Below are 15140 nucleotides of genomic sequence, written 5' to 3' on the forward strand. Positions count from 1 at the left end.
TCTTCCACGTGGCGCGCGTCCCGGCGCGACACGAGAGATCGGGGCCCGCTGGTGCGGTTCAGGGCTGTTCCGGTGCGGTTCGCGGTGCTCTCGTATGGTTGGTGACAGGTCATGTTTACGTAAACATTCCTCGGCGCGATGTCTACACTGTCCGAATCTCGGCGGTCAAGGGAGTCGCTGCGGACCGGCGGTGTCGCCGAGCGGCGCGCGGACGGGGAGCCTGGGGGACAAGGTGGACACAGCTGACCGGGAGAGCGCGGCGGTACCGGGCCGCGGGAGCGGTACGGGGGCGGGGCCCGCGCCCCGCGCCCGGGGGCGGGGCGCCCGGCCCCGGCAGGGCCCCTCCATGAGCGACGTCGCCCGGCTCGCGGGCGTCTCCGCGCAGACGGTGTCCCGCGTGTCCAACGGGTTCGCCGGCGTCACCGAGGAGACCCGCCGCCAGGTGCTCGACGCGATGCGGGAGCTGGACTACCGGCCGAACAGCGCCGCCCGCGCCCTGCGCCGCGGGGAGTTCCGCACCCTCGGCGTGATCACCTTCTCGCTGTCCACGCTCGGCAACATCCGCACCCTCGACGCGATCGCCACCTCCGCCGCCCGCGCGGGGTACGCCGTCACCCTGCTCCCGGTCGCCGTGCCCACGCAGGACGAGGTGAACGGCGCCTTCTCCCGGCTCGGGGAACTCGCCGTGGACGCGGTGATCGTCATCATGGAGACCCATCTGCTCGACGCGGCGACCGTCTCGCTGCCGCCCGGCATCCCGGTCGTGGTGGCCGACTCCGACGCCGGCGACCGGTACACCGTCGTCGACACCGACCAGGCGGGCGGGGCACGGGACGCCGTACGGCATCTGCTGGACCTCGGGCACACGACCGTGTGGCACCTGGCGGGACCGGAGGACTCCTTCGCGGCCCAGCGCCGGGCGAACGCCTGGCGCGACACCCTCACCGAGGCGGGGCTGGTGCCGCCGCCCCCGGTGCGCGGCGACTGGTCGGCGGAGTCCGGCTACCGGGCGGGGCTCCTGCTCGCCGAACGGCCGGACTGCACGGCGGTGTTCGCGGCGAACGACCAGATGGCGCTGGGGCTGCTGCGGGCCCTGCACGAGCGGGGCCGGACGGTGCCGGACGAGGTGAGCGTCGTCGGGTTCGACGACATCCCCGAGTCGGGGTCGTTCCTGCCACCGCTGACCACCATCCACCAGGACTTCGCCGAGGTGGGGCGCCTGTGCGTCGAAGGTGTGCTCACCAGCATGCGGCGACCCACCCCCGAGCCCGGCACCACGCTCGTCCCGACCCGGCTCGTGTCCCGCCGCAGCACGGCCCCGCCGCCGGGCCACTGAGGGAAAGTCCCCCCACACTTTCCGATTTCCCGTGGCCAACAGTTTTATCGACCAAGTATCCAGAATTCAACGACGTAGAATAATCCCAGCAGATTTTTGTTCCCCTGAATGCCGGATTCCTCACTCCGGACGCCACTCGTTGAGCATGCGTGACTTGGCAGGATACGTACGGCGGTATTGAGACACAGCACATCTGGCTCCCCGACCCGAGGACTCCGTCCGACGACTGGGCGCACGACCAGCATTCGACCCAGATGTCGATGTCGGCGTCCGTCCCGGTGTCGGTACCGGCGTCGAGGCCCGTGCAGGTAAAGGTGCCGCCCCCGCGCCGACCCGTCAGCAGACGGAGACCACGGCCGGGGGCGCACATCTTTTCCGCCAACCCGAGAAGCATCACCGTCTTTTTTCTGGTTTTCACCATCACGGTGTGCGCGGCGACGATGCTCTCCTGGTCGATCTCCTATTCGTACAACCAGTTGCACGGCATCGCTCTGCTGGTGGTCTCGGAAAGACTGGCGCGATGGTGGCCGCTGACGGTGTACGGGCCGTGGCTGGTCGCGGGGCTCTCCATCCTGCGGGCGTCGGTGCAGCACCGGGCCGCCAGGCGGTCCTGGGCCGTGATGCTGCTGGCGTCGGGCACGGCGGTGGCGCTGTGCATCGGACAGACTCCGGGGTCGGTGCTCGCGATGGTCGTGGTGGGGGTCCCTCCGATCACCGCGCTGGTCTGCTTCCGGGAACTGGTCGGCCAGTTCTCCTCCCGGCACGGGCCACGACACGCCGCCGACACCGTCGGCGGGCCCAAGCAGCCGTGACCCAGCCGTGAAGCAGCCAGGACGGAAAACCCCAGGTCGTGGACCTGGGGTTTCGTCGTGCTCCGGTGTCCCCGGTGCCGTGACCGGTCGGGTCAGGCGCCCACGTACGCGGCGAGGTGTTCGCCGGTGAGGGTGGAGCGCGCGGCGACCAGGTCGGCGGGGGTGCCCTCGAAGACGACGCGGCCGCCGTCGTGTCCGGCGCCGGGGCCGAGGTCGATGATCCAGTCGGCGTGGGCCATGACCGCCTGGTGGTGCTCGATGACGATCACGGACTTCCCGGAGTCGACGAGCCGGTCCAGCAGGCCGAGCAGCTGCTCGACGTCGGCGAGATGCAGACCGGTGGTCGGCTCGTCGAGGACGTAGACGCCACCCTTGTCGGCCATGTGGACGGCCAGCTTCAGGCGCTGCCGCTCACCGCCGGAGAGCGTGGTGAGCGGCTGGCCGAGGGTGAGGTAGCCGAGGCCGACGTCCGCCATCCTGCGCAGGATCCGATGGGCGGCCGGGGTGTGGGCCTCGCCGCCGCCGAAGAACTCCTCGGCCTCGCTCACCGGCATCGCGAGCACCTCGCTGATGTCGCGGCCGCCGAAGCGGTACTCCAGCACCGACGCGTCGAACCGCTTGCCCTCGCAGTCCTCGCACGGGGTGGCGACGCTCTGCATGATCGCGAGGTCGGTGTAGATGACGCCGGCGCCATTGCACGTGGGGCAGGCACCCTCGGAGTTGGCGCTGAACAGGGCGGGCTTGACGCCGTTGGCCTTGGCGAACGCCTTGCGGATCGGGTCGAGGAGTCCGGTGTAGGTGGCCGGGTTGCTGCGGCGCGAGCCGCGGATCGGGGTCTGGTCGACGGAGACCACGCCCTCGGGCGCCGGGATGGAGCCGTGGATCAGTGAACTCTTGCCGGATCCGGCGACCCCGGTGACGACGCAGAGCACCCCGAGCGGAACGTCCACGTCGACGTCCTGGAGGTTGTTCGCCGTCGCCCCGCGGATCTCCAGGTGGCCGGTGGCCTCGCGGACGGTGTCCTTCAGCTTCGCCCGGTCGTCGAGATGGCGGCCGGTGACGGTGCCGCTGCCCCGCAGCCCCTCGACGGTGCCCTCGAAGCAGACGGTGCCGCCCGCCGTGCCGGCGCCGGGCCCGAGGTCGACGACATGGTCGGCGATGGCGATGGTCTCCGGCTTGTGCTCCACGACGAGCACCGTGTTGCCCTTGTCCCGCAGCCGCAGCAGCAGCTTGTTCATGCGCTCGATGTCGTGGGGGTGCAGGCCGACGGTGGGCTCGTCGAAGACGTAGGTGACGTCGGTGAGAGAGGAGCCGAGGTGGCGGATCATCTTGGTCCGCTGGGCCTCGCCACCGGAGAGCGTGCCCGAGGCCCGGTCGAGGGAGAGGTAGCCGAGGCCGATCTCGACGAACGAGTCGAGGGTGTGGCGGAGCTTGGCGAGCAGCGGCGCCACCGACGGCTCGTCCAGGGCACGGACCCACTCGGCGAGGTCGCGGATCTCCATCGCGCACGCGTCGGCGATGTTGAGCTTCCCGATCCGCGAGGACCGGGCCAGTTCGCTGAGGCGGGTGCCGTCGCACTCGGGACAGCGGGCGAAGGTCACCGCCCGGTCCACGAAGGCCCGGATGTGCGGCTGCATCGACTCGCGGTCCTTCGACAGGAACGACTTCTGCAGCTTCGGGATCAGCCCCTCGTAGGTGAGGTTGACGCCGTTGATCTTCACCTTGGTCGGCTCGCGGTACAGGAAGTCGTACCGCTCCTTCTTCGTGTACTCGCGGATCGGCTTCTCCTTGTCGAAGAAGCCGGACTCCGTGATGACCCGGACGACCCAGCCGTCCCCGGTGTAGGTGGGGATGGTGAACGGGTCCTCGGAGAGCGACTTGGAGTCGTCGAACAGCTGGGTGAGGTCGATGTCGGAGACCGAGCCCCGGCCCTCGCAGTGCGTGCACATGCCGCCGGTGCGGCTGAAGGTGACCTTCTCGGTCTTGGTCTTGTCCGCGCCCCGGTCGATCGTCATGCCGCCGCTCGCCGAGACGGAGGCGACGTTGAAGGAGTACGCGGCGGGCGGGCCGATGTGCGGGTCGCCGAGCCGGCTGAAGAGGATCCGCAGCATCGCGCTGGCGTCGGTGGCGGTGCCGACGGTGGAGCGGGGGTCGGAGCCCATCCGCTGCTGGTCGACGGTGATGGCCGTCGTCAGGCCGTCGAGCACGTCGACCTCGGGGCGGGCCAGATTGGGCATGAAGCCCTGGAGGAAGGCGCTGTACGTCTCGTTGATCAGCCGCTGCGACTCGGCGGCGATCGTGTCGAAGACCAGTGAGCTCTTGCCCGAGCCGGAGACACCGGTGAACACCGTCAGCCGGCGCTTCGGGATCTCGATGCTGACGTCCTTGAGGTTGTTCTCACGGGCCCCGTGCACACGGATCAGATCGTGGCTGTCCGCCGTGTGCGGCTCGGGCGACTGCGGGTCCGTCCTCTTGACCGTGCTCATCGTGTCTCCATCTGTTGCGCGACGCGGTGCGGATCGGGTGTGTCGTGGGAGGGCGTGGCAGCCGGCCGGTGGGGCGACCGACGGGGGGCGGTGACCGGCCGACGAGCCGGCCGTGGAGGGCAACCGGCTCGATCCAACCAGTTCACCGGCGGTGCGTCCGGTGGTTTTACGGACGGCTCAGCGGACCTCGTTGATCCGGATCAGGTTGCCCGAGGGGTCACGGAAGGCGCAGTCGCGGACGCCGTACGGCTGCTCCGTCGGCTTCTGGACGACCTCGGCGCCGCTCGCCCGCACCCGGTCGAAGGTGTCGTCGAGGTCGGGGGTGGCCAGGGTGAGACGGGCGTAGCTGCCCTTCGCCATCAGCTCGGTGATCGCGCGGCGCTCGTCGTCGGTGAGGGAGGGGTCGGCGGCCGGCGGCTCCAGGACGATCGACGTGCCGGGCTGGCCGACCGGACCGACGGTGATCCACCGCATGGCCTCGTAGCCGACGTCGTTGCGCACCTCGAAGCCGAGGGTGTCCCGGTAGAAGGCCAGCGAGGCCTCCGGGTCGGTGTGCGGGAGGAAGGTCCAGTGAATGGTGATGTCCATGGCCGTAACGCTAGGCGCGGCCCCGGCGGCAGCGCTTCTCCAATCCTGACCGGTTGGGCCGAGCGCGGGTCGCCGCCGGGACGACCCACGGCAGGGGGCCGGCGCTGAGGGACGGCGCCCGGCGTCCGGGTGCCGTTGTCAGTGGCCGGGTCTAGTCTCCGGACAACCGACCGTTCGCTCCTTTCAGGAGGTTCCATGGCCTCGCGACTCAACCCGTATCTCCACTTCGGCGGCGACGCCCGGCAGGCGCTGGAGTTCTACCAGGAGGTGTTCGGCGGGGAGCTGGTGCTCAACACCTACGGCTCGTTCGGGCAGGCCGAGGGCGGCCCCCAGGCCGACATGATCATGCACGGCATGCTGGAGACGCCGAGCGGCTTCACCCTGATGGGCGCGGACTCACCGACCGGCGCGGACAGCGCCCCCGTCTTCACCTACTCCGTGAGTCTGAGCGGCGACGACGACACCGAGCTGCGCGGCTACTGGGAGAAGCTCTCCGCGGGCGGCCAGGTGAGCGTTCCCCTCGACAAGCAGATGTGGGGCGACGTCTTCGGCATGTGCACGGACCGCTTCGGCGTCCCCTGGATGGTCAACATCAGCGAGCCGCGGGGCTGAGGGGGCGGAGCCCCGGGCTCGACGTGCGGCGCCCGTCGGCGTGGGGCGCCGGTCGGGGGCTCAGCCGAACATGCCCGGCTGGTAGTCGCCCGCGGGCTGCTGGACGATCACATTGACGCGGTTGTACGCGTTGATCAGGGCGATCAGACCCACCAGGGCGGCGAGCTGCTCCTCGTCGTAGTGCTTGGCGGCGTTCTCCCACACCTCGTCGGGGACGCCGCCCGCCGCGTCGGCGATCCGGGTGCCCTGCTCCGCCAGCTCCAGGGCGGCACGCTCGGCGTCGGTGAACACCGTCGCCTCGCGCCAGGTCGCCACGAGGTGGAGACGCTGCACGCTCTCCCCCGCGTGCGCGGCGTCCTTGGTGTGCATGTCGGTGCAGAAACCGCAGCCGTTGATCTGACTGGCCCGGATCTTCACCAGCTCCTGGGTCGCGTGCGGCAGCGTCGAGTCCAGCAGGGCCTTGCCCGCCGAGTTGAGGTGCTTGAGGACCTTGCCGGCCAGCGGGTTGGCGAAGAGGTTCAGTCGAGCTTCCATGGTGCGCTCCTCGGTCGTCGTGGCGTTCACACCTCATCGACGGGGCGGCCCGGCGAGACGTGACACGACGCGGCGTGACGCCCGTCACAGCGGCCGGGACGGAAGGTCACACGGACGGCAAGTGCCGTACGGCGAGCGCCGGTTACCGTGAAGCCCGCCTCCGTCAGGGGACGGAGCGGGCGGGCCGGGGGGAACATGCGCGGGGAAGCACGGGGGGCCGTCCAGCGGAGTGCGCGGCGGTGGTGGGAGCGCGGGAGGGCACTGGCCTCGGCCAGGCCCCTGGTCCTGGACATCGGGCTCGCCCTGCTGGTCCAGGCGGCGATGACGATGCCGTTCGTGGTGCCGCGCCCGCCCGAGCTGGAGCCGGCGAGCTGGCCGGCGTACGGGCTGACCACGCTCACCGTGCTCCCGCTGGTGTGGCGGCGGCGCGCTCCCTTCGCCGTCCTGCTGACCGTCCTCGCGACGAGCGCCCTGTACCGGCTGGCCCTGGACGGCCCCGGCCAGCCGCTGCCGTACACCGGGCTGGTGATCGTCCACACGGTCGCCGCGCAGTCGTCGCCGCGCAAACGGCTGGCCACCGGGCTTCTGCTGCTGGTCGCCGTCCCGGTCGGGGTGTGGCTCAACTCCCGCTCGCTGCGCGAACTCACCTTCTCCTTCTTCGTGTTCGCGGCGGCCTATGTCTTCGGCAGGCTGACCGACGCCCGCCGGCGCGACCGGCATGTCGAGGCCGAGCGGGCCGCGGCGCGCGAACGCGCCCGCATCGCCCGCGAGATGCACGACATCCTCTCCCACGCCGTGAGCTTGATGATCGTCCAGGCGGAGGCCGGCCCCGTGGCGGTGCGGACGGCACCGGAGCGCGCCGAGGCCGCGTTCGACGCCATCTCCGCGACCGGGCGCGACGCCATGGTCCAACTCCGGCAGATGCTGGGCGTGTTGCGCGAGGGCGACGAGCCGGGCGGGGCGGCCCCGCGCGAGCCGCAGCCCGGCCTGGACGAGCTACCGGCCCTCCTCGACCGGGTCCGGGCCGGCGGACTCCGCGTCGAGTACGGCACGCGGGGGCGGGCGCGGCCCCTGCCGGAGGCGACGGCGGCGACCGTCTTCCGGATCGTCCAGGAGGCCCTCACGAACACGGTCCGGCACGCGGCGGCCCGTACGGTGACCGTACGACTCACCTACGGGGAACAGGACTTGGACATCGAAGTGACGGACGACGGCCGGGGCCCGCAGGCCGCCCCCGGCGGCGGGCAGGGACGGGGGCACGGCCGCGCGGAGACCGGGTCCGGTGGTGGGCTGGGACGGGGGCAGAACCGCGTGGTGGCCCGGGCCGGTGGTGGGCATGGGCTCGTCGGCATCCGGGAGCGGGCGGCGGCGCACGGCGGTACGGCGGAGGCCGGGCCGGGGCCGGACGGCCGGGGGTTCCGGGTGCGGGTCCGGATGCCCGTGGCCCCGGCGGCGGAGCCTGTGGCGGGGGTCCCCCGATGACGATCCGGGTGGTCGTGGCCGACGACCAGGAGCTGGTGCGCAGCGGGTTCGCGATGATCCTGGACGCCCAGCCGGACATCGAGGTGGTCGCCGAGGCCGGGGACGGCGCCGAGGCGGTCGAGGCGGTACGCCGACACGCCCCCGACGTGGCGCTGCTCGACATCCGCATGCCCCGCCTGGACGGCATCGAGGCGTGCCGGGCGATCAGCGGACTCGACGGGGACGGCCCGACGGCCGCGGCCCGCCCGGACGGCCCGGAGAGCCCGGACGGCCTGGACGGCCTGGACGGCTCGGACGGCCCGGCGGGAGCGGCCCGCCCGGCCCGCCCTTCCACCGCGGCCCGCCCGCACGGCCCGCGCCCCCGCTGCCGGACGGTGATGCTGACGACCTTCGACTCCGACGAGTACGTGTACGAGGCGCTGCACGCGGGCGCGAGCGGGTTCCTGTTGAAGGACGTCCGCCGGGACGACCTGGCGCACGCCGTGCGGGTGGTGGCGCGGGGCGACTCGCTGCTCGCGCCGTCCGTGGCCCGGCGGCTGGTGGAGCAGTACACCCGGCCCGCCGCATCCCGGTCCCGGCGCCCCGACCCCCGGCTGGACGCGCTGACCGGCCGGGAGCGGCAGACCCTGCTGCTGCTCGCGCGCGGTCTTTCCAACGCGGAGATCGCCGCCGAGCTGGTCGTCAGCGACCACACGGTCAAGACGCACGTCGGCAACGTCCTCGCCAAGCTGGGGCTGCGGGACCGTATCCAGGCGGTCATCTGCGCGTACGAGACGGGCCTCGTCACGGCGGGCGACACGGCGCCCGGACTCTTCGGGACTCCCCCGCTCGGGGGAGCGTAGGGGCGGGGCTCCTCCCCCGTGTCGGCGAGGAACCCGCCCCGCGAAGACCGCCTGCGCGGGCGATCCCCGGGAAACCGCTGGTCAGCAGGATGGAGTCGTCATGAACCACGGCTCACACCCACGGAGTTGACCATGAGGAACCCGCGCAGGACCGCCCTCCGCGCCGTCCTGGCCACGGCACTCGTCCTCGGCGTCACGGCGGGCCCGTCGGCCCTGCCCGCCCTCGCCTCCACCACGGGCCCGGCACGGCCCACGCCTACGCTCACCCCCACCGCCGCCCCCGCCCCCGCACTCACCGGGCCCTCTTCCGACCCGTCCCTCTCCCGCCGCCTCTCCGCCGCCCTCGCCGGGCTTCCCTCCGCCGACGCGACGGCCGCGCTCGTGCGGGTCGGCGGGCGCGAAGGGGTCTGGCGGGGGAGTTCCGGCGTGCACGACCTGGTCAGTGGCCGGCCGGCGGATCCGGGCGCCCGGTTCCGCGCCGGTTCCGTGACCAAGGTCTTCACCGCGGCGGTCGTCCTGCAACTGACCGGAGAGGGCCGGATCGACCTGGACGGCAGCGCCCGCTCGTATCTGCCGGAGCTGATCCCGGCGTCGTACGAAGGCGTGACCGTACGGCAGTTGCTGAACCACACGCACGGCATCCCGGCCCCCGACTTCCCCGGCACCACCGTGGAGGAGTGGTACGCGGACCGCTTCCGGATCCACGACCCTCGGGACCTGGTCCGGTCGGCGACGGCGAAGCCGCGGGAGTTCGAGCCGGGGCGGCGCCAGCACTACCTCAACATCGGCTACACGATCGCCGGTCTGCTGATCGAGCGGGTCACGGGCGACACGTACGAGCACCAGGTCGGCGTGCGCGTGCTGAAGCCGCTCGGGCTGCGGGACACCACCTTCCCGGGGACGGACCCGCGGATCGCGGGCCGCCACAACCACGGCTACCAGACCATGCGCCTGGACGACGGGACGACCGGGCTGCGGGACGTGTCCGTGTGGGGGGCCACGGACGGTTGGGCGGCCGGTGACATCATCTCGACCACGGCGGATCTGGAGCGGTTCACCCACGCGCTGTTCCGGGGCCGGGTCGTCCCCGACGGCCCGCTCCTGGACGAGATGTTCACCCTGCCGAAGGTGACGGACCTCAAGACCGGCGAGGACGCCGCGTACTCCGTCGGCCTGTCCATGAAGGTGCTGGGCGGCCGGGAGGTGTGGGGCAAGACGGGTGGCCGCTGGGGCTACAACGCCGCCATCGCCTCCACGCGCGACGGCGCCCGCACCCTCGTCTACAGCGTCAACTCCACCGACGCGAAGGGGCAGGACATGAACAAGGTGGCCGAGAAGATCATGGTGGCGGCGTACGGCATGCCCGAAGGCACCGTGTCCGCCCGCTGACCCTTCCTCCGCCGGCCCCGCTACTCGCGGGTTAGGGTCATCGGCCTCGGGGCATGATCCACCAGGCCGGCCGGGGCGCGGGACGCGCTCCGCGGGGGGCGTGATCCGGGGGACACAGGGGGAGGGTCGACGATGAGCGCGACGGTGACGGCGGTCAGCAGCAACGCCGAGTACTCGTTCACCAAGCCGAACCGGGACGGAATCACCCTGCTCGCCGGGCTCGGGGTGGAGGGGGACGTCCACGCGGGGGTGACGGTCAAGCACCGCTCGCGGGTCGCGCAGGACCCCACCCAGCCGAACCTCCGTCAGGTGCACCTCATCCACGAGGAGTTGTTCGCCGAGGTCGCGGCGGAAGGCTTCGACGTGGCGCCCGGTGAACTCGGCGAGAACATCACCACGCGCGGGATCGACCTGCTCGGCCTGCCGGTCGGCACCCTGCTGAGGGTGGGCGACGAGGCGGTGCTGGAGGTGACCGGTCTTCGCAACCCGTGCCTCCAGATCGACGCCTTCCGCAAGGGCCTGCTGAAGCAGGTCGTCAGCCGGGACGAGTCCGGCGGGCTCGTGCGCAAGGCCGGAATCATGAGCGTCGTACGGCAGGGCGGCGTGGTACGCCCGGGCGACCCGATCGGGGTGGAGCTGCCGAGCGGCCCGCACCGCCCGCTGGACCGGGTCTGAACACCCGCTCCACCGCCTCACCCCTCCAGCGCCGCACCGACGCCTTTACGCCAACTCCGTTTTCGTACACGCGGGTTGACCCACAGTGAGCGGTGTCCGGCTACCCTTTCCCCATGCGACTTTGGCGGCGCCATGACAAGCACGCGGAGCTGCCGCGCGATCCGCGAGCCGACGAGTACCCGATGCCGGCCGTCCCGTACGGCTGGTACGCGGTGCTGCGGAGCCGGGAGCTGCCGCCGGGGAAGGTCGTCAGCCTGCACTACTTCGGGCGGGCGCTGATCGCGTTCCGCGGGCCGGACGGACGGGCCGCCGTACGGGACGCCTACTGCCCGCACTACGGCGCGCACCTCGGCGTCGGCGGGAAGGTCGTGGACGGCACGGTGGAGTGCCCCTTCCACGGCTGGCGGTTCGGCGCGGACGGGCGATGCGTGGAGGCGCCGTTCGCGGCGCGCACCCCGAAGGTCTCCCTCGGCGGCTTCCCGGTGCGCGAGCACAGCGGCCTCGTCCTCGTGTACGTCGGGCCGGGCGAGCCCGCGTGGGAGGTGCCGGAGATCCCGGAGGCGGTGTCGCGGGAGTTCACCCGGCCGATCGACGACACCTGCCGGGCGCGGATCCATATCCAGGAGATGCGCGAGAACATCGTCGACGAGTCCCACTTCCACTTCATCCACGGGCAGAGCGAGCCACCGGTGCAGCGGTGGCGGGCGGACGGCCCGTTCGCCGAGGCGCGCGGGTCGTTCAGCCGACGGGTGCTCGGCCGGGACATCGACAACACCTTCGACGCGTTCATGTACGGGCCGGGCGTGATGGTGGTCCGCACCCACGGCCCCGTGCTGTCGGTCACCGCCGTCGCGCTCACCACGCCCGTCGACGACCGCACGAGCGAGCTGCGGATGCTGTACCACCTGCGCGGACCGGCCCGCTCCCCCCTGCTCTCCGCCCTCCTCTCCCCCCTGCTCAAGTTCGTCTTCCGCAGGGAGGCGCTGGGCGAGGTCCGCGAGGAGGTCCGCATCTGGGACCACAAGATCCACCAGCCGCGTCCGGTGCTGCTCCCGCACGAGAAGGGCATCAGGGCGATACGCCGCTGGTACGCCCAGTTCTATCCGCCGCAGGCGCCCGACGAGGCCGCTCGGGGGCTGCCGGCCGCCGAATATTGGGCTGCGGGTGACGACCGGTCAGCTCTAGGCTCCGCCCGGGGGGCCGACAAGGTGCCCTGACGACGATCGGCCAGTTGATCGGAGACACGGGGATGACCTGTCAGCTGTACGCGCTCAGCTTCGACGCGAGCCGCCCACGGGACCTCGCCGCGTTCTGGGTCGGCGTCCTCGGACGGCGGCTCTCCGACGACCCGCGGGACGGCGTCGCGGTCCTGCCCGCCGACGAGCACGGGTTCCGTCTCGGCTTCGTCCCCGGCGACGAGCCCAAGACCGTCGCGAACCGGATCCACTTCGATCTGACGAGCACCTCGCCGGAGAACATGCGGGAGACGGTGGACCGGGCGCTCCGGCTCGGCGGGCGGCACATCGACGTCGGTCAGCGCCCCGAGGAGGGGCACGTGGTGCTCGCCGACCCCGACGGCAACGAGTTCTGCGTCATCCCGCCCGGCAACGCCTTCCTCGCCGGCTGCGGCTTCCTCGGCGCGCTGGCCTGCGACGGTTCGCAGGCGGTCGGGTACTTCTGGAGCGCGGCGCTCCAGTGGCCGCTGGTCTGGGACCAGGACGAGGAGACCGCGATCCAGTCACCGCACGGCGGCCCCAAGATCACCTGGGGCGGCCCGCCGGTCGCCCCCAAACACGGCAGGAACCGCCTCCACTTCGACCTCGCCCCGCCCCCGGGCGGCGATCAGCGGGCGGAGGTCGACCACCTCCTCTCCCTCGGCGCGAAGCTCCTCGACCCGGCGCCCCGCGAGGACGGCCGCATCACGATGCTCGACCCCGACGACAACGAGTTCTGCGTCCTGACGCCCCGCTAGAAAGCGGCGCCTGCCGTGCGGCCTCGGGCGACGACATCGCTTTCGCAACAGGCCCAAAGCCGTGTCCGTGAACGGCGGTTCCCGGCCCGCGACGAGCCGCCCGGACCCCTCCGTGTCACATTTCCCGGCCCTGCTGCGTCGGATCGGTGGAACACCACCGGCGCTCCGTCGTGAGGCGGAAGAGGGGAACGAGGCATGGCCGTTGACACGGCACCGGCGTACCGCGGGCTGACGTTCGTGCGGATCGCGGTCGCACTGCAGACCCTGACGCTCTTCTTCCAGGCGGCCACCGCCGGACTGCTGCTGACCTCCGCCCACGGCGAGCTGCTGCACGACGTGGGGGCCCGCGTAATGTACGGGGCCTGCATGCTCCACGTGCTGGCCGCGGTCCTCGCGTGGCGGCCGGGCGGCGCCTCCCCCCGGCCCGTCCTGTACGCCTCGGGTTTCCTCCTCCTCGCCTCCCTCCAGGTGGTCCTCGGCATCGCCCATCTGCCGGCGCTGCACGTCCCCCTCGGCATCCTGATGTTCACCGGGAGCGTGCTGGTGCTGCTGGGCACACGGCGGGGCGGGGTGCCGGGCAGCCCCGGTACCGGAAAGTGATCGCTTAACCTCGAACGTGGACGTCTGATGCGTGGGGTTCCGCGGTGAGGAGGCGAGGGTGCTCGGAAGGGGCACGCGTGTGCTCGCGGGCGGTCTGGGCGTGGCCTGCGTCGTGCTCATCGGCCCCAGTGCGCCGGGCGGGGGCCTGTTCGGCGCCTCGGCGCCCGTGAAGGCCGTCCGGGACGTCGTCCCCGACCGGGTCGTGACGTGGAACATCTGCAACCCGTGCGACACGAGTGACGTCGACCGGGCGGCGGAGATCGCCCGCTTCGCACCGCAGGTCATCGGTGTGCAGGAGGCGTGCGTACGGGACGTCGAGCGGATCCGGGACTATCTGGAGCATCTGCACGGGCTGGTCTACCACGTCGAGTACGGGCCGGTGCTGCGCAGCTGGAACCGCTGCGGCGGGGTGCCGTGGAAGCCCGGTGGCTTCGGGCAGGCGATCCTTTCGGCGGCGCCGATGACCGACCGCGTCAAGAAGCTCTATCCCGAGGGGGGCTCCGAGGAGCGCGGGTACCTGGCGGTCACCACCGCCGTGGACGGCAGGCCGGTCCGGGTGTTCAACACCCATCTCGCCCAGCGGAGCCAGGAGGCGGTCCGGGAGGGCCAGGTCGGGGTGCTGGCGAAGGCCGTCGCCCGGTACGACCGCGCGATCGTCATCGGCGACCTCAACGCCGTCCCGGACGCCCCCGAACTCGCCCCCCTGTGGGCGCTGGCCACGGACGCGGACCCCGGGTGCCGTCCTCCGGCCACCGGGGACTGCGAGGTGACCACCGACTGGCGGCTCAAGTTCGACTATGTGTTCCTGCGCGGCGTCGCCCCGTTGGAGCAGGGGGTGCACCGCACCCCGGTCTCGGACCACGACCTGGTGCACGCCGACGTCGACACGGCCGGGGCGGCCGCCGGGGACACCCGACCCGAGGGGTGAGCCCCGGGGCTGCGTGCCCCGGAGTACGAAGACGGCTCCGGTCACGGTGACTACCGCCGGGTAGTGGAGAGATCCCGTGGAATCTCGGCCCCAGTGGCACCGCGCTCGCCTTTTTGCCCTCTGAGCAGCTAGACATTGCCCCGACTCACCTTGACCAGTGGGTACTTGAGGGCAGGACCAGCACAGGGGGAAGGACACATGACGACATCCCATGGCGCACCGAGACGTTTCGGTCGTCTGAGAATGGCGGGGGCCGCGCTGGCGGCTCTCCTCGTCGCCGGCACGGGGACGGCGACCCAGGCGACGGCCTCGCCGAAGGCACCGGACACCCTGCCGACCCCGCCCGTGCCGTCCCTGGCGTGGACGGACTGCCAGGGCGGCTACGAGTGCGCGAACGCGGACGTGCCGCTCGACCACCGGAACCCGACCGGCCAGAAGATCACCCTCGCGGTGGTGCGCAAGAAGGCCGCGGACCCGGCCAAGCGCAAGGGCACGCTGTTCATGCAGCCGGGCGGGCCCGGCAACTCCGGTGTGGACTTCGTCCGCAACAACTACGACGACCTCCCGGCCGCCCTCCGCGAGTCGTTCGACGTGTTCGGCTACGACGTCCGCGGCGTAGGCCGCAGTTCGGCGCTCACCTGCTTCGACGACACCCGCTACTCGAAGGCCGTCACCGACGCCAAGGGCGTGCCCGGGCCGGACGCGTTCGGGCCGGCGCTGACCGAGGCCGCCGCGTTCAACCAGGCCTGTCTCGACAACGCGGGCTCGCTGCTGCCGTACGTCGGCACCGAGTACGTCGCCCGTGACATCGATCTGCTGCGCCGAGCCCTCGGAGAGGAGCAACTGACGTACTACGGGCGGTCGTTCGGCTCGTACATCGGCAC

The 15140-nt window shown here is 71.9% G+C and carries 15 protein-coding genes; 12 read left to right on the plus strand and 3 right to left on the minus strand.

Annotated elements, in window-relative coordinates:
* Positions 1-346: 346 nt before the first annotated feature.
* Both M8J73_RS26895 and M8J73_RS26900 read left to right on the plus strand, forming a co-directional pair.
* The gene (locus M8J73_RS26895) at positions 347-1336 is read left to right on the plus strand and encodes a LacI family DNA-binding transcriptional regulator (protein ID WP_055540065.1); all 990 of its coding nucleotides are present in this window, start codon (positions 347-349) and stop codon (positions 1334-1336) included.
* A 440-nt stretch (positions 1337-1776) separates the two neighbouring features.
* Complete coding sequence (locus M8J73_RS26900; RefSeq protein WP_249829164.1) at positions 1777-2148, plus strand: DUF2637 domain-containing protein; 372 nt, start codon at positions 1777-1779, stop codon at positions 2146-2148.
* Positions 2149-2240: 92 nt separating this feature from the next.
* On the opposite strand, the gene M8J73_RS26905 is transcribed toward M8J73_RS26900, so the two are convergent.
* Together M8J73_RS26905 and M8J73_RS26910 are read right to left on the minus strand one after the other, a co-directional pair.
* Positions 2241-4634: an ATP-binding cassette domain-containing protein gene (locus tag M8J73_RS26905; protein ID WP_055540063.1), complete on the minus strand. Its 2394-nt coding sequence runs from the start codon at positions 4632-4634 to the stop codon at positions 2241-2243.
* 177 nt (positions 4635-4811) lie between these two features.
* Positions 4812-5222 (minus strand): VOC family protein, encoded by a 411-nt coding sequence (locus M8J73_RS26910; RefSeq protein WP_055540062.1) that lies wholly within the window; start codon positions 5220-5222, stop codon positions 4812-4814.
* Between the two features lie 195 nt (positions 5223-5417).
* On the opposite strand from M8J73_RS26910, the gene M8J73_RS26915 reads away from it, so the two are divergent.
* On the plus strand, positions 5418-5834 hold the full coding sequence (locus M8J73_RS26915) for a VOC family protein (protein WP_055540061.1): 417 nt from the start codon (positions 5418-5420) through the stop codon (positions 5832-5834).
* 60 nt (positions 5835-5894) lie between these two features.
* Here M8J73_RS26915 and M8J73_RS26920 read toward each other — a convergent pair whose 3' ends face one another.
* A complete protein-coding gene (locus M8J73_RS26920; RefSeq protein WP_055540072.1) occupies positions 5895-6368 on the minus strand; it encodes a carboxymuconolactone decarboxylase family protein in 474 nt (157 codons plus the stop codon).
* Positions 6369-6563: 195 nt separating this feature from the next.
* Between M8J73_RS26920 and M8J73_RS26925 the strand changes: the two genes are divergently transcribed.
* From M8J73_RS26925 to M8J73_RS26965, 9 genes are all read left to right on the plus strand, one after another.
* Complete coding sequence (locus tag M8J73_RS26925; protein WP_249829165.1) at positions 6564-7850, plus strand: sensor histidine kinase; 1287 nt, start codon at positions 6564-6566, stop codon at positions 7848-7850.
* Positions 7847-8692: a response regulator gene (locus tag M8J73_RS26930; RefSeq protein WP_249829166.1), complete on the plus strand. Its 846-nt coding sequence runs from the start codon at positions 7847-7849 to the stop codon at positions 8690-8692. Before M8J73_RS26925 ends, M8J73_RS26930 begins: the two co-directional genes overlap by 4 nt.
* Positions 8693-8824: 132 nt before the next feature.
* Positions 8825-10081 (plus strand): serine hydrolase domain-containing protein, encoded by a 1257-nt coding sequence (locus M8J73_RS26935; protein ID WP_249829167.1) that lies wholly within the window; start codon positions 8825-8827, stop codon positions 10079-10081.
* Positions 10082-10213: 132 nt separating this feature from the next.
* On the plus strand, positions 10214-10756 hold the full coding sequence (locus tag M8J73_RS26940; protein ID WP_206188041.1) for an MOSC domain-containing protein: 543 nt from the start codon (positions 10214-10216) through the stop codon (positions 10754-10756).
* A 113-nt stretch (positions 10757-10869) separates the two neighbouring features.
* Complete coding sequence (locus M8J73_RS26945; protein ID WP_240501724.1) at positions 10870-11973, plus strand: Rieske 2Fe-2S domain-containing protein; 1104 nt, start codon at positions 10870-10872, stop codon at positions 11971-11973.
* 32 nt (positions 11974-12005) lie between these two features.
* Complete coding sequence (locus tag M8J73_RS26950) at positions 12006-12728, plus strand: VOC family protein (protein ID WP_055542509.1); 723 nt, start codon at positions 12006-12008, stop codon at positions 12726-12728.
* A gap of 195 nt (positions 12729-12923) precedes the next feature.
* Positions 12924-13328, plus strand: a complete 405-nt coding sequence (locus M8J73_RS26955) for a hypothetical protein (RefSeq protein ID WP_055542508.1) — start codon at positions 12924-12926, stop codon at positions 13326-13328.
* A gap of 58 nt (positions 13329-13386) precedes the next feature.
* On the plus strand, positions 13387-14256 hold the full coding sequence (locus M8J73_RS26960; RefSeq protein WP_079055228.1) for an endonuclease/exonuclease/phosphatase family protein: 870 nt from the start codon (positions 13387-13389) through the stop codon (positions 14254-14256).
* Between the two features lie 198 nt (positions 14257-14454).
* A partial coding sequence (locus M8J73_RS26965; RefSeq protein WP_249829168.1) for an alpha/beta fold hydrolase occupies positions 14455-15140 on the plus strand: 686 nt, incomplete at its 3' end.

Source organism: Streptomyces neyagawaensis (assembly GCF_023516595.1).
In the GTDB taxonomy this organism is placed as follows: Bacteria; Actinomycetota; Actinomycetes; order Streptomycetales; family Streptomycetaceae; genus Streptomyces; species Streptomyces neyagawaensis.

Bases quoted from the DNA above. Each gene is read 5' to 3' on its own strand.
- M8J73_RS26935 (WP_249829167.1), top strand. From the start codon at position 8,825: ATGAGGAACCCGCGCAGGACCGCCCTCCGCGCCGTCCTGGCCACGGCA.
- M8J73_RS26900 (WP_249829164.1), top strand. From the start codon at position 1,777: ATGCTCTCCTGGTCGATCTCCTATTCGTACAACCAGTTGCACGGCATC.
- M8J73_RS26930 (WP_249829166.1), top strand. From the start codon at position 7,847: ATGACGATCCGGGTGGTCGTGGCCGACGACCAGGAGCTGGTGCGCAGC.
- M8J73_RS26895 (WP_055540065.1), top strand. From the start codon at position 347: ATGAGCGACGTCGCCCGGCTCGCGGGCGTCTCCGCGCAGACGGTGTCC.
- M8J73_RS26940 (WP_206188041.1), top strand. From the start codon at position 10,214: ATGAGCGCGACGGTGACGGCGGTCAGCAGCAACGCCGAGTACTCGTTC.
- M8J73_RS26955 (WP_055542508.1), top strand. From the start codon at position 12,924: ATGGCCGTTGACACGGCACCGGCGTACCGCGGGCTGACGTTCGTGCGG.
- M8J73_RS26945 (WP_240501724.1), top strand. From the start codon at position 10,870: ATGCGACTTTGGCGGCGCCATGACAAGCACGCGGAGCTGCCGCGCGAT.
- M8J73_RS26950 (WP_055542509.1), top strand. From the start codon at position 12,006: ATGACCTGTCAGCTGTACGCGCTCAGCTTCGACGCGAGCCGCCCACGG.
- M8J73_RS26925 (WP_249829165.1), top strand. From the start codon at position 6,564: ATGCGCGGGGAAGCACGGGGGGCCGTCCAGCGGAGTGCGCGGCGGTGG.
- M8J73_RS26910 (WP_055540062.1), bottom strand. From the start codon at position 5,222: ATGGACATCACCATTCACTGGACCTTCCTCCCGCACACCGACCCGGAG.
- M8J73_RS26915 (WP_055540061.1), top strand. From the start codon at position 5,418: ATGGCCTCGCGACTCAACCCGTATCTCCACTTCGGCGGCGACGCCCGG.
- M8J73_RS26920 (WP_055540072.1), bottom strand. From the start codon at position 6,368: ATGGAAGCTCGACTGAACCTCTTCGCCAACCCGCTGGCCGGCAAGGTC.
- M8J73_RS26905 (WP_055540063.1), bottom strand. From the start codon at position 4,634: ATGAGCACGGTCAAGAGGACGGACCCGCAGTCGCCCGAGCCGCACACG.